General features: G+C 63.4%; 25 protein-coding genes. 9 read left to right on the forward strand and 16 right to left on the reverse strand.

What is annotated here, in order from left to right; translation table 11 throughout:
* Window positions 1-198 precede the first annotated feature (198 nt).
* The 4 genes from V6657_RS25295 to V6657_RS25310 all read left to right on the forward strand — a co-directional run bounded on the left by V6657_RS25295 (window position 199) and on the right by V6657_RS25310 (window position 2,487).
* Window positions 199-696 carry a CBS domain-containing protein gene (locus tag V6657_RS25295; RefSeq protein WP_048932084.1) on the forward strand — a complete coding sequence of 166 codons (498 nt, stop codon included), beginning with the start codon at window positions 199-201 and terminating at the stop codon, window positions 694-696.
* 10 nt (window positions 697-706) lie between these two features.
* Window positions 707-889 (forward strand): DUF2892 domain-containing protein, encoded by a 183-nt coding sequence (locus V6657_RS25300; protein ID WP_048932085.1) that lies wholly within the window; start codon window positions 707-709, stop codon window positions 887-889.
* A gap of 50 nt (window positions 890-939) precedes the next feature.
* Window positions 940-1,950, forward strand: a complete 1,011-nt coding sequence (locus V6657_RS25305) for a zinc-dependent alcohol dehydrogenase family protein (RefSeq protein ID WP_048932086.1) — start codon at window positions 940-942, stop codon at window positions 1,948-1,950.
* A gap of 81 nt (window positions 1,951-2,031) precedes the next feature.
* Window positions 2,032-2,487 carry a universal stress protein gene (locus tag V6657_RS25310; RefSeq protein ID WP_048932087.1) on the forward strand — a complete coding sequence of 152 codons (456 nt, stop codon included), beginning with the start codon at window positions 2,032-2,034 and terminating at the stop codon, window positions 2,485-2,487.
* Window positions 2,488-2,669: 182 nt separating this feature from the next.
* On the opposite strand, the gene V6657_RS25315 is transcribed toward V6657_RS25310, so the two are convergent.
* Window positions 2,670-2,825 carry a hypothetical protein gene (locus V6657_RS25315; protein ID WP_160315274.1) on the reverse strand — a complete coding sequence of 52 codons (156 nt, stop codon included), beginning with the start codon at window positions 2,823-2,825 and terminating at the stop codon, window positions 2,670-2,672.
* Window positions 2,826-3,147: 322 nt separating this feature from the next.
* On the opposite strand from V6657_RS25315, the gene V6657_RS25320 reads away from it, so the two are divergent.
* Together V6657_RS25320 and V6657_RS25325 are read left to right on the forward strand one after the other, a co-directional pair.
* Window positions 3,148-4,353, forward strand: a complete 1,206-nt coding sequence (locus V6657_RS25320) for a sterol desaturase family protein (RefSeq protein WP_048932088.1) — start codon at window positions 3,148-3,150, stop codon at window positions 4,351-4,353.
* 20 nt (window positions 4,354-4,373) lie between these two features.
* The gene (locus V6657_RS25325) at window positions 4,374-4,892 is read left to right on the forward strand and encodes a cupin domain-containing protein (RefSeq protein WP_048932089.1); all 519 of its coding nucleotides are present in this window, start codon (window positions 4,374-4,376) and stop codon (window positions 4,890-4,892) included.
* On the opposite strand, the gene V6657_RS25330 is transcribed toward V6657_RS25325, so the two are convergent.
* From V6657_RS25330 to V6657_RS25385, 12 genes are all read right to left on the reverse strand, one after another.
* Entirely contained in the window at window positions 4,893-5,021 is a 129-nt protein-coding gene (locus V6657_RS25330) for a hypothetical protein (protein ID WP_274923403.1), read from the reverse strand.
* A gap of 371 nt (window positions 5,022-5,392) precedes the next feature.
* Entirely contained in the window at window positions 5,393-6,712 is a 1,320-nt protein-coding gene (locus tag V6657_RS25335; RefSeq protein WP_082170107.1) for an MFS transporter, read from the reverse strand.
* A 10-nt stretch (window positions 6,713-6,722) separates the two neighbouring features.
* Window positions 6,723-7,856 carry an alginate lyase family protein gene (locus tag V6657_RS25340; protein ID WP_048932091.1) on the reverse strand — a complete coding sequence of 378 codons (1,134 nt, stop codon included), beginning with the start codon at window positions 7,854-7,856 and terminating at the stop codon, window positions 6,723-6,725.
* The gene (locus tag V6657_RS25345; RefSeq protein WP_048932092.1) at window positions 7,853-8,779 is read right to left on the reverse strand and encodes an SMP-30/gluconolactonase/LRE family protein; all 927 of its coding nucleotides are present in this window, start codon (window positions 8,777-8,779) and stop codon (window positions 7,853-7,855) included. The genes V6657_RS25340 and V6657_RS25345 overlap by 4 nt, the downstream gene beginning before the upstream one ends.
* A complete protein-coding gene (locus V6657_RS25350; RefSeq protein ID WP_048932093.1) occupies window positions 8,779-9,624 on the reverse strand; it encodes an NAD(P)-dependent oxidoreductase in 846 nt (281 codons plus the stop codon). Before V6657_RS25350 ends, V6657_RS25345 begins: the two co-directional genes overlap by 1 nt.
* Before the next feature lie 15 nt (window positions 9,625-9,639).
* On the reverse strand, window positions 9,640-10,407 hold the full coding sequence (locus V6657_RS25355) for an HpcH/HpaI aldolase/citrate lyase family protein (protein ID WP_048932094.1): 768 nt from the start codon (window positions 10,405-10,407) through the stop codon (window positions 9,640-9,642).
* Window positions 10,408-10,426: 19 nt separating this feature from the next.
* Window positions 10,427-11,677, reverse strand: a complete 1,251-nt coding sequence (locus V6657_RS25360) for a porin (RefSeq protein ID WP_082170108.1) — start codon at window positions 11,675-11,677, stop codon at window positions 10,427-10,429.
* 86 nt (window positions 11,678-11,763) lie between these two features.
* Window positions 11,764-12,855 carry a sn-glycerol-3-phosphate ABC transporter ATP-binding protein UgpC gene (gene ugpC / locus V6657_RS25365; RefSeq protein ID WP_048932096.1) on the reverse strand — a complete coding sequence of 364 codons (1,092 nt, stop codon included), beginning with the start codon at window positions 12,853-12,855 and terminating at the stop codon, window positions 11,764-11,766.
* A gap of 43 nt (window positions 12,856-12,898) precedes the next feature.
* Entirely contained in the window at window positions 12,899-13,759 is an 861-nt protein-coding gene (locus V6657_RS25370) for a carbohydrate ABC transporter permease (RefSeq protein ID WP_048932097.1), read from the reverse strand.
* Between the two features lie 28 nt (window positions 13,760-13,787).
* The gene (locus V6657_RS25375) at window positions 13,788-14,684 is read right to left on the reverse strand and encodes a sugar ABC transporter permease (RefSeq protein ID WP_200900875.1); all 897 of its coding nucleotides are present in this window, start codon (window positions 14,682-14,684) and stop codon (window positions 13,788-13,790) included.
* 25 nt (window positions 14,685-14,709) lie between these two features.
* Window positions 14,710-16,026 (reverse strand): sugar ABC transporter substrate-binding protein, encoded by a 1,317-nt coding sequence (locus V6657_RS25380; protein ID WP_053166294.1) that lies wholly within the window; start codon window positions 16,024-16,026, stop codon window positions 14,710-14,712.
* A 117-nt stretch (window positions 16,027-16,143) separates the two neighbouring features.
* Window positions 16,144-16,902, reverse strand: coding sequence for an SDR family oxidoreductase (locus tag V6657_RS25385; protein ID WP_048932099.1), 759 nt, complete (start codon window positions 16,900-16,902; stop codon window positions 16,144-16,146).
* A 404-nt stretch (window positions 16,903-17,306) separates the two neighbouring features.
* Between V6657_RS25385 and V6657_RS25390 the strand changes: the two genes are divergently transcribed.
* From V6657_RS25390 to V6657_RS25400, 3 genes are all read left to right on the forward strand, one after another.
* The gene (locus V6657_RS25390) at window positions 17,307-18,569 is read left to right on the forward strand and encodes a glucarate dehydratase family protein (RefSeq protein ID WP_048932100.1); all 1,263 of its coding nucleotides are present in this window, start codon (window positions 17,307-17,309) and stop codon (window positions 18,567-18,569) included.
* 54 nt (window positions 18,570-18,623) lie between these two features.
* The gene (locus V6657_RS25395) at window positions 18,624-19,502 is read left to right on the forward strand and encodes a 2-hydroxy-3-oxopropionate reductase (protein ID WP_048932101.1); all 879 of its coding nucleotides are present in this window, start codon (window positions 18,624-18,626) and stop codon (window positions 19,500-19,502) included.
* A 144-nt stretch (window positions 19,503-19,646) separates the two neighbouring features.
* Window positions 19,647-20,693: a LacI family DNA-binding transcriptional regulator gene (locus tag V6657_RS25400; protein ID WP_048932102.1), complete on the forward strand. Its 1,047-nt coding sequence runs from the start codon at window positions 19,647-19,649 to the stop codon at window positions 20,691-20,693.
* Window positions 20,694-20,753: 60 nt separating this feature from the next.
* On the opposite strand, the gene V6657_RS25405 is transcribed toward V6657_RS25400, so the two are convergent.
* The 3 genes from V6657_RS25405 to V6657_RS25415 all read right to left on the reverse strand — a co-directional run bounded on the left by V6657_RS25405 (window position 20,754) and on the right by V6657_RS25415 (window position 23,958).
* Complete coding sequence (locus tag V6657_RS25405; RefSeq protein WP_048932103.1) at window positions 20,754-21,854, reverse strand: porin; 1,101 nt, start codon at window positions 21,852-21,854, stop codon at window positions 20,754-20,756.
* Between the two features lie 159 nt (window positions 21,855-22,013).
* Window positions 22,014-22,970 (reverse strand): PDR/VanB family oxidoreductase, encoded by a 957-nt coding sequence (locus V6657_RS25410; protein ID WP_048932104.1) that lies wholly within the window; start codon window positions 22,968-22,970, stop codon window positions 22,014-22,016.
* Window positions 22,971-22,995: 25 nt separating this feature from the next.
* Window positions 22,996-23,958, reverse strand: coding sequence for a VOC family protein (locus tag V6657_RS25415; RefSeq protein WP_048932105.1), 963 nt, complete (start codon window positions 23,956-23,958; stop codon window positions 22,996-22,998).
* Window positions 23,959-23,973: the final 15 nt, after the last annotated feature.

Genomic DNA, 23,973 nt, shown 5'->3' on the forward strand with positions numbered 1-23,973 from the left:
TACATCAGCGTTTTCCCATGCGCGAAGAGACCACGGCCGCTTGATCTGCCTCAAGGGGGCTGGCGCCCTTTTCACTAGACTTTTTGGTTTCCCGCTGCAGCCAACACCAGCAATGGAGGGCGACAACATCTTGTGCGGGATCAACTTCCGGAACCTGTCCGTTCTTATAGTGAATACGTACGCGCATCGGAGTCCAGCATGAGGGTCAGTGAGATTTGCTCCCGCCGCATCGTCCACGTTCCGGTCTCCGCAACGCTGCAGACGACCGCACGCCTGATGCGAGACCAATGCCTGCGGGCGTTGTTCGTGACTGAGCATGGCGTAACAGGCATGCGGGTTGTCGGCATCGTGACGGACCGCGACATGGTGGTCCATGGCATCGCCAGCCAGACCGATTGCGCTCAAACCGCCGTATCCGAAGTCATGACGCGCGGCGTGCTGACCATTCAGGGGCATGCAGTCATCAGCGAGGCACTGCGCACCATGCTCGGTCACGGCCTGCACCGTCTTGCGGTAATTGACGATCAGCAGCAACTCATCGGCATGCTGAGCCTGGATGACACCATCCGCGCGATCGGCGGCGAATGGACTCTGTTGGCCGGCATACTCGGCCGCGACCGGTGCACCGACCATGGCTCCGAAACCCTCTCTCCGTTAACCGTTGCGGACGTCCGCCCGATTTCATTTCATCCGTAGGAGTGCTGCCATGTTTCCCAACGTTGGAACAGCCGACCGCATCGTTCGCATCCTGGTCGGCCTCGTGATGATTCTGCTGGCGCTCTTCAGCAAGGTGCCGGCCTGGGTTGGATGGCTTGGTCTGGTACCTCTCATCACCGGCCTCATCCGCATGTGTCCGGTCTATTGGATGATGGGCATCGGCCGAGATTGAACGCTCTGCATCATCCATACTGAACGGGTGCGGTGCGTTTGGAGGCGCCGATGCCAGAAGCCATGCGAGCCATGGTCCACGAAAGCGCGGGGGCGCCACTGCAGTGGCGAGAGGTTCCTGCACCGATTCCCGGGCCGGGCGAAGTCCGGATTGCCGTGTCCGTGTGTGGCGTCTGCCGCACCGATTTGCACATCGTGGATGGTGAGCTTCCACACCCCAAGGCATCGCTCATTCCCGGTCACGAGATCGTGGGCATGGTCGAGTCCTGTGGCCCTGGCGTTTCTTCGCCAGCGCTGGGCGATCGAGTTGGGGTGCCCTGGCTTGGCTGGACATGCGGAGCCTGCCCGTTCTGCTTGAGCGGGCACGAAAACCTGTGTGACCACCCCGCCTTCACGGGCTACACGCGTGATGGCGGCTATGCCGAGTACGTGGTCTGCGATGCCCGGTACTGCCTGCCCATTCCAGAGCCGTATGACGATGCACATGCGGCGCCGCTGCTATGCGCTGGCCTGATCGGCTATCGCACGCTACGCATGGCTGGAGATGTGCGTCGAATCGGCATCTATGGCTTTGGTGCGGCAGCCCACCTGGTCACCCAGATTGCCGTAGCGGAGCAGCGCAAAGTCTTCGCCTTCACACGCGCCGGAGACACTGCTGCACAGCAACTTGCCCTGCAGACTGGCGCCAGTTGGGCAGGATCGAGTGACCAATCTGCGCCAGAGCAGCTGGACGCGGCCTTGATCTTTGCTCCGGTTGGGGCGCTGATACCACAAGCCCTGCTGGCCGTTGCCAAGGGTGGTGCCGTGGTCTGTGGCGGCATTCACATGAGCGATATTCCGTCGTTCCCGTACCGGCTGCTGTGGGAGGAGCGAAAACTCATGTCGGTCGCCAACCTGACCCGCGCGGACGGTCTTGCGCTGATGCGTGTGGCATCGGCAATTCCACTGAAGGTTCATGTCACACCGTACCGGCTGCAAGATGCCAACACTGCACTGGATGACCTGCGCGCGGGACGCGTGGCCGGCGCGGCAGTCCTGAAGGTCAGGTCTGATAAGCGTTGATGTGGGTCAATGGGGCGCCCTCCATGCGGCCTACGCTGGTGACACGCGGCACCATTTCGCGTGATCCCATTGGAGACCACCATGTACCAACGCATCCTGCTCGCTATCGACGGGAGTCATGCATCGCTGCTCGCATTGCATCAGGCTATCGTCGTGGGCAAAGCCACCGGCGCAGAGGTCGAGGCCTTGTTTGTGGCTGACAGTTCGGACCTGACCTTCGACATGGTCGGCTGCGACTCAGTTGCCTACGCAAAGCGCGTGCTCGAGGTGGGCCGGGAAACCCTGGCCAGCGCAGCGACCAAGCTGGAGACGGCCGGCATCAAACACTCGACCAAGCTGCTGGAACGGGGGATCGCTCCCGGCCAGATCTCGGCGACGATCGTGGCGGAAGCCAACGAAAACGGGGCGGACCTGATCGTGCTTGGTACGCACGGCCGAAGCGGCCTCGGCCATCTGGTGCTGGGCAGTGTGGCCGAAGGCGTGGTTCGCAAGACCAACAAACCTGTGCTGATGGTTCGCAGCGAGGTTGAGGACTAAGCGGCGCCATCCGTCCTTTACGGCACCAGGATTGATACCCGATACAGGACAAGGATCCGCTGCAGTGCGCTGCCCTAGCGCAGTGCATTTTCCGACGCTTGCGTCAATGCACGCGGATCTGCCTTGGCAACCCTGCCAGTGGCCCACGGCGACTCAAGCTGATGACCGGCGCCTTGCTCGCTTCAGCCTGGCTGCGCCGCCGCGCCATCCCAACCACGACCTTCAACGAACCAGTCCGGCACCACGGACTGCGCCTGCCCGACGGGCAATTCGGCGAACGGCCCAAGCGCCGGCTTACCGCACACGCCCCAGGTCGCACCATATTGCCGCGTGAACACGCTACGGCCCTGCGAAGTGACCCTGCCGAACCCGGGATGATTGCATCCCACGGTCCGACATCCCCCCGTACTTGCGCCGTATTCACAACGGTTTAGACCCGCTTGATTCTTGTCATCTGGTACTTGTAACTGATCCCTCGATTTCAGTCGCCAGACGCAAAAGAGCCGGAGCGATTTACATCGCGTACCGGTATATCATCCGGGGCGTTGCTTATACGGAAAACCCGCTACAACAAGCGGCATCCAAGCTAAAAGGGTTTCCGGTATAGAGCACATCATTTGTTATCAAAACAAAATAAAACAATACGCGCGAGTCAGGTCCATGAATACCAACCATAAACCTTCGGCACCGTTGCTCGAAGAGGAACAACATCCCGCCATCGTCCGCGTGGCTGACGCCACGATCCGCGATGCCAACACGCTGCTCCACTCCAGCGGCGGCATGGTTTTCGGCCGCGGCATGATCGGCACCGTTCTGGCACTGGTGCTGGGGTTCCTCTGCCTGCTGGGCGTGCTGGCGTTTCATTTTCCGCAGTACATGACCACGCCGGAATTGCGACGTGCGTACTCGGTGGATGTGATTCGACAGATCCTGTTTGTCTCGTTGCTGATTTCGGGTGGCCTGTCGCTGGCGAATATCGTGCTGGATAACCGGCGCCGCCTGAACTGTCTGGCGTTTGTATTCGTGGTGATTGCAGTGGCATTGGGCGGCTCCCGCGTGCCGGTGGGCGATTTCCCGGACCATACGCCGTATATCGGCATGGACTGGTTCATTCTCGATCTGCTCGGCTCCACCGCCATTTTCGTGCTGCTCGAAAAGCTGTTTCCGCTCTATAAGAAGCAGCCGGTGTTCCGCGCCGAGTGGCAGACCGACATGGCGCACTTCGCGGTCAACCACTTCATCGTGGGCCTGGTGCTGCTGGTGGTGAATTTCCTGATCCACCGCGTGTTCGGGTGGATGGTCCACGATAGCTTCCAGCAGATGGTGCAGCACATCTGGTTCATTCCGCAGTTGCTGCTGTGCATGCTGGTGGCCGACCTGATGGAGTACGTCACGCACCGCGCGTATCACGAGGTGCCGTTCCTGTGGCGCTTCCATGCCGTGCACCACAGCGTGAAGACGATGGACTGGCTGGCCGGCTCGCGCCAGCACATTCTTGAGTTGATCGTCACGCGTGTGGCCGTGCTGGGGCCGCTGTTCGTGCTGGGTTTCGACAAGGCCGTGGTCGATGTCTACATCATCATTGTGGGCTTCCAGGCGGTGTTCAACCACGCCAACGTTCACCTGCCCTGGGGGCCGTTGAAGTACATCTTCGTGACGCCGGATTTCCACCACTGGCACCACTCGTCGGAAGACGAAGCCATCGACAAGAACTACGCTGCGCACTTCGCCTTCATCGACTACCTGTTCGGTACGGCGGTGAAATCGAAGAAGGCGTTTCCAGAAAAATACGGCGTGGTGGGTGACTACATGCCCGACGGCTTCCTCAACCAGCAGCGCTTTCCGTTCCGCCGTCAGCAGAACTGAGTCGAGGACGCTTCATCATCATGCCGATTGCACCCGCTGCGTTGCACCTCATCCGCCGGCTCGGTCTCGAACCGCACCCGGAAGGCGGCTTCTACCGCGAGACCTATCGCAGCGAGGAACGCGTCCAGCGCGGTGTCCCTTCCGTCGAACGTGCGGCTGCCACCGCCATCTACTACCTGTTGGCGGATGATGCATATTCCGCCTGGCATCGGATCCAGTCGGACGAGCTCTGGCATTTCCATACAGGCGATGCGTTAGACGTGCATGTGTTGGAAGACGACGGTACGGTGCGCACGCATCGCCTGGGCCACGCGGCCGAGGACGAGATGGCGGTGTACCAGGCGGTGGTGCCGGCGGGCCGCTGGTTTGCTGCCGAGCGTGTGGCCGGAGCGCACGGCTACGCGCTGGTTGGCTGCACGGTCGCGCCGGGTTTCGAGTTCAGTGAATTCGAATTGGCGGAGGGCCATGTGCTGTTGAAGAGTCATGCGGCACATGATTCGTTGATCCGGAAGCTGTTGCCCAAGCCCATGGTGCGCTAGTCAGCACCAGACCACGCTTTCATAGCCGACTGTGCGGCGATAGATACTCATGCCGTGCCAAGTGCTGTACTCCATGTACGCGCATGTCAGGACGACGATCCAGTTGGCTGCTGTGGCTGTGGTTGACATATCCCCTCCCATCTCTGCCGTGCTCCGATAGTTGTGTTATCGGCACGGATTCAGCTTATGAGAGGGCGGCGTAAAGCCATTGCGCGAGCAACGACGGTTCTTGCCGCCAATTCTCAGGGGGATCTTTCGCGTCACGTCGCCGCCATGTGATGCACGACTGACAGGCCCTACGCCACCCGCTGCAAGGTGCGAAACACCTCGGGCTCCTCCACGCGCATCGCCAGCAACAACGCCGTACCGCGCTTCTCCACGCGGCGCATCGGCAACTTCGTCATGCAAGGTGGTGAGCTTGGCAGGTCGAACACATCTACGACGATGGAGTCTCGTTTGTACCCGTCACGACTCAAGCGCTCATAGAGCGAGAGCGCCAATCACGCGTTGGCAGCAGAAGGCACATCACGCCCTAGCGTCTGCGCACGCGGCCTGACCAGCGTCCATAGCAACGCCATGCCAATCAGGTCCCCGCAACCGAGCGCCACGAAAAACGGCGTGTAGCCGATACTGCTGACCAGCCAGCCGATCATCAGCGTAAAGCCGAGGTTGCCGAGGCCGGCCACGAAGCTGGCCATGCCGGTCACCGTCGCCACTTCATTCTTAGGGAACAGGTCCGCCGACAGTGAGATCACCGAGATCGACAAGGTCTGGTGCGCAAAGCCGCCCAGGCACAGCAGGAAGATGGCCACGGCTGGATCCTTGACGAAGCCCACGCCCGCCATGCCGATCATCAGCACCGCACCCAACGAGAACGCCACGCGCTTGCCGTCGACGATGACGATGCCAAAGCGCTTGTTCAGATAGGCCGAGATGGTGCCGCCCATCATGCAGCCGAAATCCGCCGCCACAAATGGCAGCCACGCGGTCAGCGCGATGGTCTTGAGATCGAACCCGCGCGCCTGGTACAGGTATAGCGGCATCCAGTAGACCAGCGTGCCCCACACCGGATCGGCAAAGAAGCGCGGCAGCGCGATGCCCCAGAAATTGCGCTGCGACAGAATGTGCCGGATGGACGGCTTGCCGCCTTCCCTGGCCGGCCCCGCCCGCTCGCTGCCTGTGATTTCCTGGTCCTGCTCCTGCCCGGTTGCAATGTAATCGGCTTCTTCCTTCGTGAGCGCGGGGTGCTCATCGGGGTGGCGATAGAAAATCAGCCACAACCCCGCCCAGCCCAGGCTCAACGCGCCGGCAATGATGAACGCGGTCTCCCAGTCGTACTTGAGGATCGACCATGCGATCAACGGTGGCGCCAGGATGGCACCGACCGATGCGCCCAGGTTGAACGTGCCGGCCGCAAAGCCCCGCTCGCGAGCGGGAAACCAGTAGGCCGTGGCACGCATGCCGGCAGGAATGAACGCCCCCTCCACCAGCCCCAGCAGGCCGCGCAGGATGAACAGGCCAACCCAGCCGCTCACGAACCCGTGCGCTATGCAGATCAGCGACCATGCCACCCCGCACAGCAAGAAGCCGAAGCGCAAGCCGATACGGTCCATCAGGTAGCCGGTCAGCGGTGCGCCAATCGGATACATGACCAGGAAGGCGCCCGTGATCCACCCATAGTGCTGCGTGGTGATGTGCAGGCTCTGCATGACCGTGGGTGCGGCCACGCCCAGCGAGCTGCGCGCCAGATAGTTCATGACCGTGCCGAGCGTCAGCAGGCCGATCATCCACCAGCGCAGTCCCTTGATTTTCATTGTCATTGCGGTCTCCCTAGGCCGGGAACAAAGTGCGCGCAACCGGCGTGGCATCCAGCCCAACCGATACCGCGCGGAATTGCGGATCCAGATGCGAGGCGATCCGGTAGAGGTCGGCAGCCTCGTTGCGTTGCCAAAGGCCTGCGTAGCCTTTCACGTTGGCAGCAGCACGACGCGCATCGAACTTGACGGTGCTGTGCACGAACTCCTCGTGCTGCCGCTCGCCGCGCGCAAAGGGGGCAAGCCAGTTCAGCGCGCTCGCCAGCCGGCCGCGAATCTCGGGCGCGCCATACCAATCGTGCCCATGCGCGACCGCCATCGACGCCGCCATCAACAGCGGCTCGAGGTTGAAGACCACGTAGTGCATGGCATCGCGCTGGGCGAAATCGTAGGTGCTGCCGTCATCGCGCACGTTCTGTCGCACGTGGCCGATGAAGGCGGCGCGCGCCGCGTCGATCCAGCGCCTGTCGCCGCTCAGGTAGGCACCGGCGGTCGCCAGCTTGACGCGATGGCTCTGCCAGTTGTTGAGCAGGGTGCTGTCGTCGCCCACGCGCCGCGCGGGCGTCAGGTAAGCCTCGGCCAGTTGCGCGCCGAAGGCAGGAATGCGCGCGGTCAGCTCGGCCGACAAATGCTCGCGCACCAGATCCAGCCCGAACAGGAATTGCACCAGCCCCGCCTCGTCCACCGGGTTGGAGGATGACCGGTACGCCGGCAGCCAGCCGGCGATGTACGCCACCGCCTTGTCGGCATAGGCGGACGTACTGGACACACGAAACGCCAGCGCCTGCACCAGCGTCTGCTGCCAGTCCTGCTGCGCCAGCACGCTCGCATCGCGGTCGCCTTCATGCGGCAACAGACCCTGCGTATGCACAACCTCGCGCACGTGCAACGCACGCGTCAGCCCGGCCTGTGCCAGCGAGATCAGTTGCGCAGCCACGGCAGGTGGCACGTTGCCCGCCAACGCCTCTGCACGCTGCGTTGAAAACAGTGCATAGGTGGCAGCGGGCTTGGCGCTGGTTTTGGCGACGGCACCGTCTGCCCACGTGGTGCGATAGGCGCCTGCCACCGCCGTCAACGGTGCCGCAAACATGCCCCGCAGCAGCAGGCGACGGCCCTGGGCGTGCCGGCCGGAAACGTCTTCGCAGCTCATAGCACCCCCGCGTATTCCGCCTCGGCCAACCCTCGCACGCCTGGGCGGACGGCGAAGACATGCCCGTCGTGCTCAGTGGCACCGGTGGCCGGGCGGATTGACGTGATGAACAGCGTGTCGAGATCGGTCCCGCCGAATGCACACATGGCCGGCTTGATGGCCGGCAGATCGCTCCTGCGATCCAGCACACCCTGCGGCGTGAAGCGCAGCACCGCGCCGGCATCGTTCGCGCAGATCCAATAACAGCCATCGGCATCCACCGCGGCGCCATCGGGGCGCCCTACGTAGTCGTGCAGATCGGCAAAGACGCGGCGGCGGCTGGGCGTGCCGGTCTCGGTGTCGTAGTCGAACGCCCAGATCAGCCGACGCTGCGGGTGCGAATCGGACAGATACATCGTCGTGCCATCAGGAGACCACGCCAGCCCGTTCTGCACGATCAACTGATCAACCACAGGCGCCGACAACCGCCCCTGCGTGTCCAGGCAGAACAGTGCGCCGGCCGGGTTGGCTGCAGCCATATCCTGCACCATCGTGCCCGACCAGAAGCGGCCCTGGCGATCACAACGGCCGTCGTTGAAGCGCATGCCCGGCACAGGGAACACCGGTGCAGCAAGCTTGCGTGCGTAGGCCAGCGTTGCACCGTCGGCAGGCGCCGGTTCTGGCAGCGCGACGGCAAACAGGCCCGTCTCCAACCCAGCCACCAACCCGCCATTGCGGCAGAACGCAAAACACGCAACCTTCTCCGGCAGCGCCCACTCCGTGCGCACACCCAAGGCCACGTGCTGCCGCACGATGCGCTGCGCGGGAATATCCACCCAGTACAGCGCGTCTTCCTGCGCACGCCAGACCGGGCTCTCACCGACCGTGGCCGGGGCGTACCCCTCGTCAATGCGCTCGATACGTGCTTGCGAAACCACGTGCATCACTTTGGCTCCATCGGCCCGGCGAGCACGAACGGTCCGCCCTGAAAACGCTGCGTCGGGTCGTCGAGATCGGTGGTGGGTGCAACGGCCGGGAACAGATGTTCGAACTGGGCTGAACTGTCCTGCGGGCGGAACCCCAGGAAGCTGGCCTTGGTGTTGTCCACCCACTTGATGCGGTTGTCCGACACGCCATAAACGATGGCATGGCCAACGCGGTTGGTGAACAGCGAGCAGCGCACAAGCTCAATGAAATCGCGATAGCTCAGGTAGGTGACCAGCATGCGCGGGTTCTTCGGCGCCTCGAACGACGAGCCGATGCGCAGGCACACGGTCTCCAGGCCGAAGCGATCGAAGTAGTAGCGCGACAGCGCCTCGCCAAAGCACTTGGTCACGCCGTACAGGCAATCGGGGCGCAGCGGCGCATCGACATCCAGCACAGAGGTGACGGGATGGAAGCCCATCGCATGGTTCGAGCTGGCGTAGACAACGCGCTGCACGCCTTGCTTCTGAGCAGCCGCATACAGGTTGTACAGACCGAGGATGTTGGCCTGCATCAGATCATCGAACGGCGCCTCGACCGAGATGCCGCCCAGGTGCACGACTGCATCCACGCCATCGAGCAGGGCGAGCACGGCTTGCCGGTCCGCCAGGTCGACGACTGCGCCCTCTTCGTGCGCCGCCAGCTCGCCCAGCGGGGCAATGTCGCTCACGCGAACCACGTCCGCCCATGCCGCCAGTGCGCCGCGCAGTTGCCGGCCGAGGTTGCCGGCAGCGCCGGTCAGCAGCAGGCGCTTGAATGGCTTGCCTTGTGCGGCCGTGCCGCCTTCTTTGTCGTGGATTCCCATGCTTGAATGATGTGGTTAGCGTTGATGTGACCGTGCCTGCTTGAGTGCCGCCTCGGCACCGCTGCGCATCAGGCTGATGTCGGTGGCCACGGCGACGTAGTCGAAGCCGTCGGCGATATAGCGAGCATTCAGCTCCGGATCGGCCATCAGGATGCCGATCGGCTTGCCGCAACGGTGAGCGCGCTCGCGGGCGTCATGGATGGCAGCCTGCACTGCCGCATGCCGGACGTTACCCAGGTGCCCCATCGTGGCGGCCAGGTCGGCCGGCCCGACGAAGATGCCGTCGATGCCTTCCACCGCAGCGATGGTTTCGAGGTTCTCCAGGGCCTTGGGTGTCTCCAGTTGCACGAGCAGGCCGACCTCCTCGTTGGCGCACTGGCCGTAGTCGGCATCGCGCCCGTAGCGGTTGGCGCGTGTGGCCAGCGAGACACCGCGAATACCCTGCGGCGGATAGCGCACCGCCGCAACGGCGCGCCTTGCATCGTCCGCCGTATCCACCATGGGCACCAGCACCGTCTGCGCGCCGATGTCGAGCAGGCGCTTGAGCACCACCGCATCGTTCGTGTTCGGCCGGACCACTGCCGACATCGTCGTCTGGGCCACAGTGCGCAACTGGTCCAGCACCATCGGCACCTCGTTGGGTGCGTGCTCGGTGTCGAGGAGGATCCAGTCGTAGTCAGACTGCGTCAGGACTTCGACGACATTGCTGGAGGCCAGCATGCTCCAGATGCCGAGTTGCTGCTTGCGGGCGAGCAACTGTGCCTTGAACCGGTTGCGCTGCATGGAAATGCCCCACCGAAAGTTAGAAGGAGTGGCGGATACCCAGACCCACACCGATCGGCGATCCGCCAGGTGCACGGCTCGCCACCGAAGTCACAACCGGGTTCACGTCATAGTCATAGGTGGCGAACGAGCCGTTGTGAATACGGCTGACGTAGGCCTGCAACATGGTGCGTTGCGACAACCAGTAGTGGTACGCAAACACCATCTGCTGCGCACCAGTGTGCTCACGCTGCGCATCCGCGCACTGGCCGAACTGCGCCGCACCCGAGCACTTGAGCGGGCGTGCCACCGAATAGCTGAAGATGAAATCCTGCGCACCGACCTTCTGCATGACCGAGACGCTGAAGGCGTCGCGGTAGGTCTCACCCTTGCCCACTGCCGCGCCGGTGCCGAAGATGCCCTTGGAGCCCAGCCGGTCCCAGCCCACCGAAAAATTGGTCGAACCTGCCGACAGCCACGTCGCCTCGTAGCGCACAGCCACGCGGTGTTCGTAGTCGTTCGAGTAGCCGGCCCCGGCCACGCCCATGCCCGCGCTGCCCGCTCCCGAGAGGCCCGCCCCCGCGCCCAGCAATGCCTGGCCACGCCGCGTTTCATAGGCATAAGCCGCGTAGATCGGGCCACGAGCGAACTGCGTCCCGGCGCCCCATGCATACATGCCGTTGATCGGCTGGCCGGCGGTGCCGCCCACGCTGCTGTTGGTCGGGCCCACGCTGCCCTCGCCTGGCGAATACACCACCTGCGCGCTCAATCCGCCCAGCATGTCGGGCGTCGTGTACTGGATGGTGTTCGCCAGACGCGCATTCAGGTTGGTCTGCACGCCGTTGAGCGTGGTCATGATGCCAATGTTGTTGGCAATCGATGTGCTGCCCGGAATGAAGTTGAGCTTGCCGCCCAGGCCGCGCATCGGGGTCGTCATCAGCCCCATCTGCACTGTACCGAGCGTGTCGCTGCGAAGGCCGACAAACTGATCACGCCCGCTGGGGCCGGAACCGGTGTCCGCGTTAAAGCCGTACTCGATCTGGAAGATGGCGGAAAGGCCATTGCCCAGTTCCTCCTTGCCGCGCAAGCCCCACAGCGAGCTGTTGCTGGAATCCTTCACTGCCATCGGCACATTGCCGCCCACCTTGTTGGATCCCGTAGTGCGCACTGCCTCGACCGTGTTGTCGATCACCCCATACAGCGTCACCGAACTCTGTGCATGCACGTTGACGGTCGCACACATCGCCGCCACCGCGCCCGCCGCGCAAGAGAGTTTCGTCTTCAAACTCATTTCCTTCCTCCTTGTGGATCTCTGTCTTCTTTGTGATTGCGTTGTGGTTTTCACCCGTGGCAGATCCACTGCGGGAAACCGGTCTCTCAGTTCAAGCGCAGCTCGGTTGTGCGATCGAACAGATGCAGGTTGGCCGTCTGAATGCTCAGGCTGGCTTGTGCGCCGTGCTGCAGGCCATAGGCCTGGCGGTCGCGCCCGGTTGCGGCCAGGGCGCCGACCGGGGTGTCACAGACGAGCAGCGTTTCGGCGCCGTAGAACTCGCCGCTCTTCACGCGGGCGTTCATGCGGATGTCTTGTGCCCCGTCGTCCGCGCCAATGCGGATGTGCTCGGGGCGGACACCACAGACGATCTCCTGACCATCGTGCACGGGGGCGCGCTCCGGCAGTGGAATCTCGATGCCCTCCGCGCAGCGGATGGCGGTCTGGTCGCCACGCACCTGGGCCACGCCCTCGAAAAAGTTGATGGAGGGCGAGCCGATGAACTGCGCGACAAAGCGGTTCACCGGGCGGTCATACAGCTCGACCGGCGTGCCGACCTGCTCGACACGGCCATCGCGCAACACCACGATGCGGTCAGCCAGCGTCATGGCCTCGACCTGGTCGTGCGTCACATACACACAGGTGGTGCGCATGCGCTCGTACATCTCGCGGATCTCCGCACGCACGTGGTGACGCAGTGCGGCATCCAGATTGGAGAGCGGCTCATCGAACAGGAACACCGATGGCTTGCGCACAATGGCGCGCCCCATGGCCACACGCTGACGCTGCCCGCCCGAGAGCTGGCGCGGATAGCGGTCCAGCAGCTTGTCGAGCGCCAGCGAACGCGCGATCTCATTCACGATGGCATCGATCTCTGCTTTCGGCCGCTTGGCGAGCTTCAGGCTGAAACCCATGTTCTCGCGCACGGTCAGTTGCGGGTACAGCGCGTAGCTCTGGAAGACCATCGCGATGTCGCGCTCCTTCGGGTGCAGTTGCGTGACGTCACGCCCGCCGATGCGCACGGTGCCGCCCGACACTTCCTCCAGGCCGGCGATGATGCGCAACAGCGTCGACTTGCCCGAGCCGCTCGGGCCCACGAGCACGCAGAACTCACCGTCGCGGATGTCCACCGAAACGTTCTTGATAATGTGCTGGTCGCCAAAGCGCTTGTCGATTGCGTCCAGGGTCACGGAAGCCATGGTTCGCTCCTCTTTCTGTTCTGATCGGTTACCGGGCCCAGCCTCAGCCCTTCAACGCGCCGGACGTAAGTCCGCGCTGGAAGTGCTTCTGAAGGCCGAGGTACAGCCCCACGCTGGGAATCATTGCCAGCAGCGTGACGGCGATGAAGACGTTGGGCGAGATGTGTTCGTCGGTGCGCAGCGAGGCAAGCACGACGGGCAGCGTGTACAGCGTCTCGCGGTTGACCACGATGAGCGGCAGCAGGTATTGGTCCCAAATCATCAGGAAACCGAAGATGGCCGTGGTGCCCAGCGCCGGCTTGACCAGCGGCAGCACAACGTTGAAGAAAATCTGCCACTCGCTTGCGCCGTCGATGCGCGCGGCCTCTTCCAGCTCCATCGGCACGGCCTTCATGAACTCGGTCAGCACGAAGATCGAGAACGCCCAGCCGGCTACCGGCAGGATCATCCCGAGGTAGGAGTTCAACAGGCTCGCGTGCACCACTGGCAGCTTGCCGAGCACGAGGTACAGCGGAATGGCGATGACCTCTTCCGGCAGCATCATGGTCGACAGGAACAGCAGGCTCACCACGCCCGCGCCGACAAACTTCTTGCGAGCCAGCGCGTACGCCGCCAGCGCGCTCACCGTGATCTGCAGCGCCAGGCCGGCTACCACCACGACGCACGAGTTCAGCAGATTGCGCCACGCACCAGCCTCGCTCCACGCATAGACGAAATGCTTGAGCGACGGGTGCGACGGCCACAACTGGAGCTGGCCCGGCTGCACGGTATCGGCGTTGAAAGCGGTGGCGATCATTGCCCAGTACGGGCCGGCAAACACGGCCACGACAACTGCGTACAGCAGCCAGCGGACTGCCGTACCGGCCACCCCCGAAAACCGAACGCGGGATTGCGCAGGCGCCATGGCAGCGGGTTGCCCGGAAACAATCGATTTAGCGTTCATGACGTTTGCTCCGCTGCCGCAGGGCCAGGTAGGTGACGGTGGTCACCGCCGTGAAGAGGAACAGCAGGCACGACACGGCAGAGGCATAGCCGTAGTCGAACTGCACGAAGCCGGCCTTGTAGACGTACGTCATGACAACCTCGGTAGCGCCACCAGGGCCGCCGCCCGTGCTCGAATACACCTCGGTAAACACGCGCACACCGCGAATGAAACCGAGCACGCCCACGATCACGAAGGTGTGGCGGATGGCGGGCAGCGTCACATACCACAGACGATGGTGCCAACGGGCGCCATCCACGGCGGCCGCGTCGTACAGCTCTCGGTTCACGCCGGTCAGGCCCGCGATGAAGATCATCATGTCGTAGGGCACGGTCTTCCAGATCTGCATGGCGATGAGCGAGCCGAGAGCGAGATCGGGGTCGGCAAAGAAGCCTGCGGGTGCCACGCCAACCCAGCCGAGGATCGTGTTGCCGATGCCCTCCGGCGTGGGCGCCAGCAGGATCTGCCAGATCTGCGCGACCACGGCAGCGCTCGTCACAGCCGGCAGGAACATCGCCGTGCGGATGATGCGCAGATGCCGCGCCGGGCCTTCCAGCGCCAATGCCAGGAAGAAGGCAATCACAGCCGATGCGATGACCGACACCGCCACATACAGCGCCGTCTGCACCACAGCCGCGTGCAGATCGGTGTCGGCAAAGGCGCGCTCGAAGTTCTCGAGCCCCACCCACTGCCAATCCGCGCCGAAGTGCACCTGGTAGAAGCTCATCTCCAGCCCGCGCAGCATCGGCACGAACTTGAACGTGACAAACACCGCAATGGCCGGCAGCAGGAAGAGCCACGGCACAATCGGATGGCGTGTGGCCAGCCCGCGCGCGTTGCGTTTCATGGTGAGTCGCATGACAAGCCCGCCGTCAGTTTGCAGCCACGCGCTGGCGGGCCAGTTCCTGGTTGACCTTTTTGTTCAGGTCTTTCAGGCCGGCATCGATATCGCTGCTGCAGTTGGCCAGGATGCGGTTCAGGCCGTCGGCCGTGAGCTGGCGCATGCTCATCCAGTCAGGAATGGCAGGGGCGTAGTGCGCGTTCTTCTCGTACACGGTTTCGACCGTCTGCCAGCGCGGGTCGTTGTAGACCTTGCCGGCATCCACCGTCTTGTTGACCGGCAGGCGCACCACCGGAAAACCGCCCGGATGCATGCCCAACTTCTGCCCTTCCGGCGACGTGAGGAACGCGATGTATGACAGCGCAGCCTGCTTATTGGCCGAACGCGTGACGTACGCCAACTCGCCTTCGCCAAGGCTGTCCGCTTTGCCGGCCGGGCCCGGCGGCGGCGCAACCACCTCGATCTTGTCGCGGCCCGGCTCTTGATCCACTACTGCGATGTGATAGGGGCCACTGAAGAAGATGCCCGTCTGGCCGGAACGGAAGCTGGCGATGGCATCGGCCGTGGTGGCGTTGATGGCGCCCGGCTGCGTCACCTTGTCGGTGCACAGCATCTGGCGGAAGTAGGCGACGGTCTTGGCGGCGGCGGGCTCATCCAGCGCGCCGCGGAACTTGCCCTTGCCATCCGGGCGGATGAAATCGCCACCCGCCTGCCACAGGAAACTGCTCATGAACCACGTGGTGTAACCACGCGTGGCCGAGGCGGGGAACGTAAAACCGTAGACCGGTTTGCCGGCGCCTGCCGGTTGCATCGTGGTGAAGGCCTTGGCCAGCTTTGCGATGTCGTCCCACGACTTCGGCTGCGGCAGGCCGAGCTTCTCGCGCCAGTCCTTGCGGATGAAGAACACGAACGACTGCACCGACACCGGCACCGCGTAGTACTTGCCGTTGTAGCCCTGCGCGCCCTGCCAGGCACGGTCCTGGATATCGGCGCTGCCGGGGAAGCCGGCACGGTCAATCTCGGTAGCCACGCCGGTCTTCATCATCAGGCCCAGCGACGAACTGTCGTTGATGATGACGTCGGGCAGGTCATTGCCGGCAATGGCGCGCGACAGACGCTGCTCGTAGTCCGTCATCGCATTGAAGTACTCGACCTTGATGCCGGTCTTTTTGGTGAACGCGGCTGCGATGTTGTCGTAGGTGGCGCGCGCATCCGGGTTGGAGCGCGTCCAGACACGCAGCGTGGTCTCCGCCTGCACGTGCGATGCGAATCCGAACAGTGCCGCGCATGCTGCGCCTGATGCCATCAGCCGCGCAAACAGGCGCGTGCGTTCCCTGGTGATCTTCATCTTGTCTCCTGCTTGTTCTTTCGGCTCGGCGTCCAACGTATGTGGCGCCGTGCTCGTTCATCAACTTCCACGCCCCGGCTCGGGCAAGCCGCTCAAGCCCTGCACCGCCCCTTACCCTTACGCGGTGGCGGGCATCCGCAACTGCGCGAGCAGACCGCCATCAATGGGCAACACGTGCCCGGTGATGAACGACGCTGCGCTGGACGCCAGAAACAACACCGGCCGCGCGGCCTCTTCCGCCAACCCGTGACGGGGCAGCGGCAAGCCGCGTGCGGCAGCCGGGTCGACGTTCTTCGTGTGGGAATGCGGAATCTGTGCCGGCGCAATCGCATTCACGCGAATACCGTGGTGGCCGAAGTCCACGGCCAGACAGCGCGTCATGGCATCCACGCCGCCCTTGCTGATGTCGTAGATTGCGTTGTTGCGGTGCGCACGCTGCGCCCCCGGCGACGACACATTCACCACGACCCCCGGATGCGCGCGCCCGATCCAGCCGCGGATCACATCCAGGCTGAGCGCGTACATGGCACGGAGGTTGACGGAGACGATCTCGTCGAAATCCGTGAGCGTGCCGTCTGCGGTCGGCTTCTTGGTCTGGGTCATGCCGGCGTTGTTGACCAGCACGTCGATGCCGCCACGCTCCGCCGAGCGGTCGATGATGGCCTGGCGATGCGCGCCATCCGCCATGTCACCCATGACGATGTCGCAGCGCTCACCCAGACTCTTGCTCAGGGCTTCGAGTGCCTGGCGATTGCGGCCGGTGGCGACCACGTGCGCGCCGGCACGGTGGAATTCGCGCGCGATGGCTGCGCCGATCGCGCCGCTGGCGCCGGTCACGACAGCCAACTTGCCGTGGAAATCGAACTGAGTGTGCATATCGAGGAAGCGGTTGAAAGAGAACTTCTTGGAAAACGGTTTCCAAACTATAGGGATCAGCCAGAGCCAAGTCAACCGTTTTCCTGGTTGGCCACACTCGTGAAAACCCGAACCCACCGTCAACCGACTTCCTCAAAGCGATTCGCTCTCCACCTTTCCGCTCACACCAACTGGAATGCGCCGCCCCCTCTTGCATCACACCCTAGTCAAAGATGGCTTAGGTAAGCCAACATTCTGTTTTCTCTTTCTCGATTTCTACTGAGAACATCCTCAGCACTTTCTTTATCGACCAGGTAGCCGATCGCTCGGTTTACGCTTTCAGGAAAATTGTTTACGATAGGAAAACGTTACCCAAAGATACCCGGCGGTCGACCAGCCGCCCCATCCGCAACAGGAAGCCCTCCATGAAGATCACCGCCGTCCGCGTCACCCCCATCGCCATCAGCGATCCGCCGCTGCTCAATGCCAGCGGCGTGCACGAGCCGTTTGCGCTGCGCTCCATCATCGAAGTGGAGGCTGACAACGGGCTCGTCGGCCTGGGCGAAACGTATGGCGACAAGCCGGTGCTCGAAGGCCTGCTGCGCGTAAAGGATTCACTCATCGGACTGAGCCCGTTTGACCTGAACGGTCTGTGGCAGCGCGTGACGGCGGCGGGTGCCCCGGCAGCGCAGGGCGTCGAACTGGACGTCGCGCCAGGCTCCGCGGCCAGCAAGGGGGATCGCAAGGTGTTCGGCGGGTTCGAGGTGGCGTTCGTGGATCTGCAAGCGCGCTCGCTCGGCATTCCCGTGCACGCGCTGCTGGGTGGCGCCGTGCGTCGCAAGGTGCCGTTCTCCGCCTACCTGTTCTTCAAGTTCGCCAGCGATGTCGACCCGTCGTACAAGCCTGACGCGTGGGGCCCTGCGCTCAACGCCGAGCAGATGGTCGAACAGGCCCGCAAGATGATCGACGAGTACGGCTTCGGCAGCATCAAACTCAAGGCCGGCGCGCTGGAGCCGGAGGTGGAGGTGGCGTGCCTGAAGGCGCTCAAGCGCGCCTTCCCCAACCATCCGCTGCGCATCGACCCGAACGCCAACTGGTCATTGGAGACGGCCATCCGCATGGCCGAGCTGCTGCAGGGCGACCTGGAGTATTACGAGGACCCTACCCCGGGCCTGGAGGGCATGGCTGCACTGCACAAGGCCACCGGCCTGCCGCTGGCAACCAACATGGTGGTGACGGACATGGACGAGTTCCGCCGCAACGTGTCACTCAATGGTGTGCAGATCGTGCTGTCGGACCACCACTACTGGGGCGGCCTGCGCGCCACGCAGACGCTGGCGGCGATGTGCGAGACCTTCGGACTGGGCCTGTCGATGCACTCCAACTCACACCTGGGCATCAGTCTGATGGCGATGACGCATCTGGCCGCCGCCGTACCCAATCTGACCTACGCTTGTGACACGCACTACCCGTGGCAGGATGACGAAGTACTCAAGGGCGGCAAGATCGCCATCGAGGGCGGCTGCGTGAGCGTGACCGACGCGCCGGGCCTAGGCATCGAGATTGACCAGGATGCACTAGCCGCGCTGCACGCGCAGTATCTGCGCTGCGGCATCACCAACCGCGACGATGTCTCGCAAATGCGCAAGTTCCGCCCCGACTGGACACGCAAGAAACCGCGTTATTGATTGCGAAGTACGAAGCAACCACCCTCACCTCACCGAACAACTCGGAAGAACATCATGGCAACCATCGGTTTCATCGGTCTGGGCATCATGGGCGCCCACATGGCCCGCAACCTGCTCAAGGGCGATCACACGCTTGTCGTCAGTGGCAAACACTCGGTGCCCGATGACCTGCGTGCACGCGCCACGGTCGTCGCCAATTCCGCGGCTGTCGCCCAGGCGGCGGACATCATCATTGCCATGGTGCCGGACACGCAGGACGTGGCCAACGTGCTGTTTGGCGAAGATGGCGTGGCCCAGGGCCTGACCGCCGGCAAGCTGTTCATCGACATGAGCTCGATCTCGCCGATCGAGACGCAGGCCTTCGCCAAGCGCATCGAAGCGCTCGGTGCCGACTACCTGGATGCGCCTGTGTCGGGCGGTGAAGTTGGCGCGCGCGATGCCACGCTCACCATCATGGTGGGCGGCAAGGAGGCGGCGTTTGAACGCGCCAAGCCGCTGTTTGCACTGATGGGCAAGAACATCACGCTGGTGGGCGAATCCGGCGCCGGGCAAACCTGCAAGGTGGCCAACCAGATCATCGTGGCACTGACCATCGAGGCGGTGGGCGAGGCGCTGCTGTTCGCCTCCAAGGCCGGCGCCGACCCGGCGCGCGTGCGCGAGGCGCTGATGGGCGGCTTTGCCTCGTCGCGCATCCTGGAAGTGCATGGCGAGCGCATGATCAAGCGCACGTTCGACCCGGGCTTCCGCATCGAACTGCACCAGAAAGACCTGAACCTAGCGTTGGACGGCGCACGCAAGCTCGGCATCGCCCTGCCCAACACTGCCAGTGCACAACAGCTCTTCAGCGTGTGCGCCGCCAACGGCGGTAAGGCATGGGACCACTCCGCCCTGGTGCGCGCGCTCGAACTGATGGCGGACCACACCGTCGCCTGAGGAGGGTACCGGCGCAGCACCGTGCGCCATCCACGCCAATGCGCACCGGTGGAAAACGTTCTCCACCTATAATTCCGCACCATTGGCCGCTGCCGTTTTCGTGCAGCGGCCCACCCTCTCGCCACCGCACGTACGTGCCACCCGATGAAAAAGAGCTCTCCGACCATTCGAGACGTTGCAGCCGCTGCCGAGGTATCCGTGGCCACCGTGTCGAAGTATATGAACGGCGCGCAGCGTTTTTCCGCGCCGGTGGAAGCCAAGCTCAAGGCCGCCATCGAACAGCTCGGCTACCGCTCCAACCCGCTCGCGCGCTCGATGATCACGGGCAAGACACGCACCATCGGCCTAGCCATCCTCGACATCCGTAATCCGCACTTCACCAACATCGTGAAAGGCGCCAACCGGATTGCCCTGCAGAATGACTACACGCTGCTGCTGGTGGATACGGAAGAAAGCCAAGAGCGCGAGCGACAGTTGATCGAAGCGCTTGCACAGCGCGTGGATGGCATGATCGTCAGCTCGCGCATGCCGGAAGAAGCGATTCAGTGGATGCTCGAGTTGAACAAGCCGGTGGTGCTGTTTGGCCGCACGCGTGAACTGCAGATTCCCAGCGTCGGCTCAGACAGCCATCTGGCAGCCTACATGCTGGCGAAACACTTGCTGAACGAAGGCCACCGCCAGGTGGCTTACCTGGGCTTCGGCCAATCGCGCTGGAATGCAGAGCGCATTCGCGGGGTATCGGAGTGTTTTCAGGAGGCCGGCCTTACCGTCGACATTCACGACGCGTACGCGCCCTCGGCGCTGGCTGGCGAACAGGCCTGTTCTGCCATCATGCTTGCGCCCAAACGCCCGCAGGCGGTGATCTGCTACAACGACTTGATCGCACTCGGCTTCATGAAAGAAGCGCGCGCACTCGGGTTCAACTTGCCTGATGACGTATCGGTGGTGGGCTTCGACAACGTGCCCTACGGGGAGTACTCCTCCCCCGCGCTCACCACGATGGACCTGCAGAGCGAGCGCATGGGTGAGGTGGCCATGCAGAAACTGCTTGATCTGCTGGCCGGCCAGGACGGTGACGGCGAATATGCGCTGCTCGAACCGCGCCTGGTTGTGCGCGAATCCACCCGGCGCCGCGAAGCGGCGGCAAACGCCATGCCGCTGCCTGCCTCCAAATCACGGCGCAAGGCCTAGGGAACGCGCGGCGCTGCACCGCTAGACGACAGTCTGGCAGCGCCGCGCCGGGTCAGGCCGTCAGAACGAGTGATGCACGCCGGTGCTGACAACGATCTGGCTGCGGTTGGCCGACACGCCTACACCGTTGATCGCCGCCGACGGCGCATCGCCTGAGGCGCGCTGATATGTGCCCTGCAAGTACACCTGCGTGCGCTTGGAGAACGCATACACATTGCCAACGCTGAACTGGTTCCAGCGTGCGCTTTCGTACTTGCTGAAGGTATAGCCAACGTTGAGCGTGTTCGCCGCGGTGTAGTGCCACGCCGTGCCCAGATCGACGTTCTGCGAGCGGGCATTGGCGCCGCCCAGCGTGATGCGCGTTTGCGTGTAGACCGCATTGATCTGCACCGGCAGGCCGCTGAACTGGTACAGCGTGCCCGCACCGAACGACTTGACCGAGCTCATCGGCGTCATCACGCCCGGCACCAGCGTCGTCCCCAGCGTGTTGGTGATCCCCAGGCGGCCGGCAATGTCCAGCGCACGGTCGTTCGACGCGGTATAGGCCGCAGCAGCGCGGAAGCCGCCGTTGCTGTAGTACGCGCCCAGGCTGTAGCTGCGGCTCTTCGAAGGCGAACCCGGTACCTCGCCAAAACCGTACATGCCGCCCAGTTGTAGCCCGCCGAAGATGGGCGAGACATAGCGCACAGCGTTGTCGATCTGGAACTGGTTGGCCAGATTATCGAAGTTGCCCGGGTGGAACAGGTAGAAGTTGGTGAGCTGGAAGCCGTTGCTCAGGCGGCCGAGGTAATCGAACATGAAGTCCGCCTGATGGCCGAGCTGGATGTTGCCCAGACGTTCGTTCGACAGGCCGACCCATGCGGCGCGGTTGAACAGCTTGCCTGCCACCACGCTGTTGCCGGTGTCGCCCAGAAAGCCCGATTCCAACTGGAAGATGGCCTGGGTACCGCCGCCAAGATCTTCCGAGCCACGGAAACCGAAACGGTCCGGCTGCATCGTGCCCGGGTCCACGCGCATGGCAGAGCCGCTGGTCGCACCGCTTTTCAGGTTGTTGATGTAGGCCACGCCTTGGTCAATGCTGCCGTACAACGTCACATTGCTCTGCGCGGCAGCCGTACCGGCCAGGCCCATCGCCACCATGGCGAACAGTGTCTTCCTCATGTTTGCTTCCTCCGTTGGCCGGGGTGTCGGGCCCCGTCCGTTGTTATCGCCCGCCTATTGGCAGACCGTTATCGATCGTTCCACCTATGAAACGATGTTTAAGAAATTGGCAACGTAAAAAAAGAGAGCGCGCGACTGGTCAGGCCGGCGCTCAACTGCTTAAAGATCAACCACCAGCCGCTTACCCTTGCAGCCGGATACGCAGACCATCATGGTCTGGTTAGAGGCCCGCTCGCTCTTGGAGAGCACGCTGTCACGATGCTCGGGTTCCCCCTCCAGCACGCGTGTCTCGCACGAGCCACACACGCCTTCCTTGCAGCTGTATTCCACCTCCACGCCCACTTCCAGCAGCGCATCGAGCAGCGACTTGCCGGCGGGCACGCACAGCTCCGAGCCGGTGCGCGCCAGCTTGACCGTGTACTCACCCTCCTGCACCGACGACACTTCCGCATCCGCCGCAAAGCGTTCGATGTGGACATTGGTGTAGCCCAGCGCTTCGCATGCGGCCTCGAAAGCGCGCAGCATCGGGCCGGGGCCGCAGCAGTAGAAATGCGTATCCGCCGGATGGCCTGCGAGCAGCGCCTTCAGATCCGGCGGGCCGCCTGCATCTGCGTCAAAGTGAAAGCGCACAGCATCGCCATGTGCCGCCAGTTCATCGGCGAAGGCCGCTTCCGCACGTGAGCGGGCGCAGTAGAGCATCGAGAACGTCTTGCCCTGCTCTGCCAGCCGGCGCGCCATGCACACGATAGGCGTCACGCCAATGCCGCCGGCCACCAGAACCGTGCGCGGCGCGGCTTCATCCAACACGAAGTTGTTGCGCGGGCCGCCAATCTTGAGCGTCGAGCCCACACGCAGTTGCTCATGCACGTAGCGCGAGCCGCCACGGCTATTGCGGTCGAGCAGCACGCCGACCACATAACGGTCACGCACTTCCGGCGCACCGCACAGCGAGTAGCTGCGCACCAGGCCATTGCCCAGGTGCAGGTCAATATGTGCGCCCGGCGCGTATTCGGGCAGGGTCTTGCCGTCCACATCGCGCAGCTCCACGCTCACGATGCCCTGGGCTTCGTAGCGCATGGCGTGCACGCGCAGGTTGAGGGGGGGATTCGTACTCATGACTGACACGTCTCTCAACTTCGGTTCAGCGCTTCTCGGTGAGGAACTTGCCCTCAACCTTGCCGGCATCCTTCTGCCGGCGCGTATTGCCGTCGATACCGCCGTCGATGGCCCATTCGGCAAACACGGTCGGGCCGGGCTCGAAATCGCGCGGCTGCCATTCGCCATTCAGTTGATCTTCATCGGCGTAGTACTCGATCAGGCCGCCGGCGGGGTTCTTGAAGTACCAGAAGTACGCCGACGAGATCGGGTGACGGCCCGGGCCGAGTTGCGTATCCCACCCGCAGCGCGACACATGCATGCCGCCGCCAAACACTTCGTGGATATCGCGCACGGTAAAGGCCACGTGGTTCAGCCCGCTCTTGGCCTGCGGCAGTTGCAGCAGGAACAGATCATGGTGGCCGCCTTCCGGCTCGCAGCGCAGGAAGGCACCGCGGCCCGGATAGTGATCCGACGGTACGAAGCCGAGCTTCTCGATGTAGAAGCGCTCGGTCGTGGCCACGTCCTTCACGAAGAACACCACGTGGCCCACTTCGATTGGCGTGGCGCGTTCGTAGATGGGGCTGGGCTGGTTGAGGCGTGGCTTGTCTGTCCACGTGTTCATCGCTGCGCATTGCACGTCGATGTCGTGCTTAGCGGTCAGTTGCACCCGCACAGCCAGGCCGTTCGGGTCGATGCAGCCAACACGGCCGTCCGCATTGATGTAGCCCGGTTGACCTGCCAGCTTGTCGGCCAGACGATCCAGCACGGCTTGCGAATCCGCACCCCAGATCACTTCGCGCAGCGTAGGGCCGGCCTCCATGGCCGGCGGCAGCGTGGCATCGTCGCTGCGTTTGACGCGCACGCGGCAGCCGTTGAGCGTTTCGAACAGCAAGCCACTGGCGTCTTCTGCCTTCAGCGTGAGGCCCCAGTCCTGGAAGAACTGCTTACAGGCGGCAAGGTCGTCGGCACCGTAGACGATTTCGTCGATGCCTCGAATGGTATTCATCTTCATCTCCTGCTT

The organism is Ralstonia sp. RRA (assembly GCF_037023145.1).
Classification (GTDB): domain Bacteria; phylum Pseudomonadota; class Gammaproteobacteria; order Burkholderiales; family Burkholderiaceae; genus Ralstonia.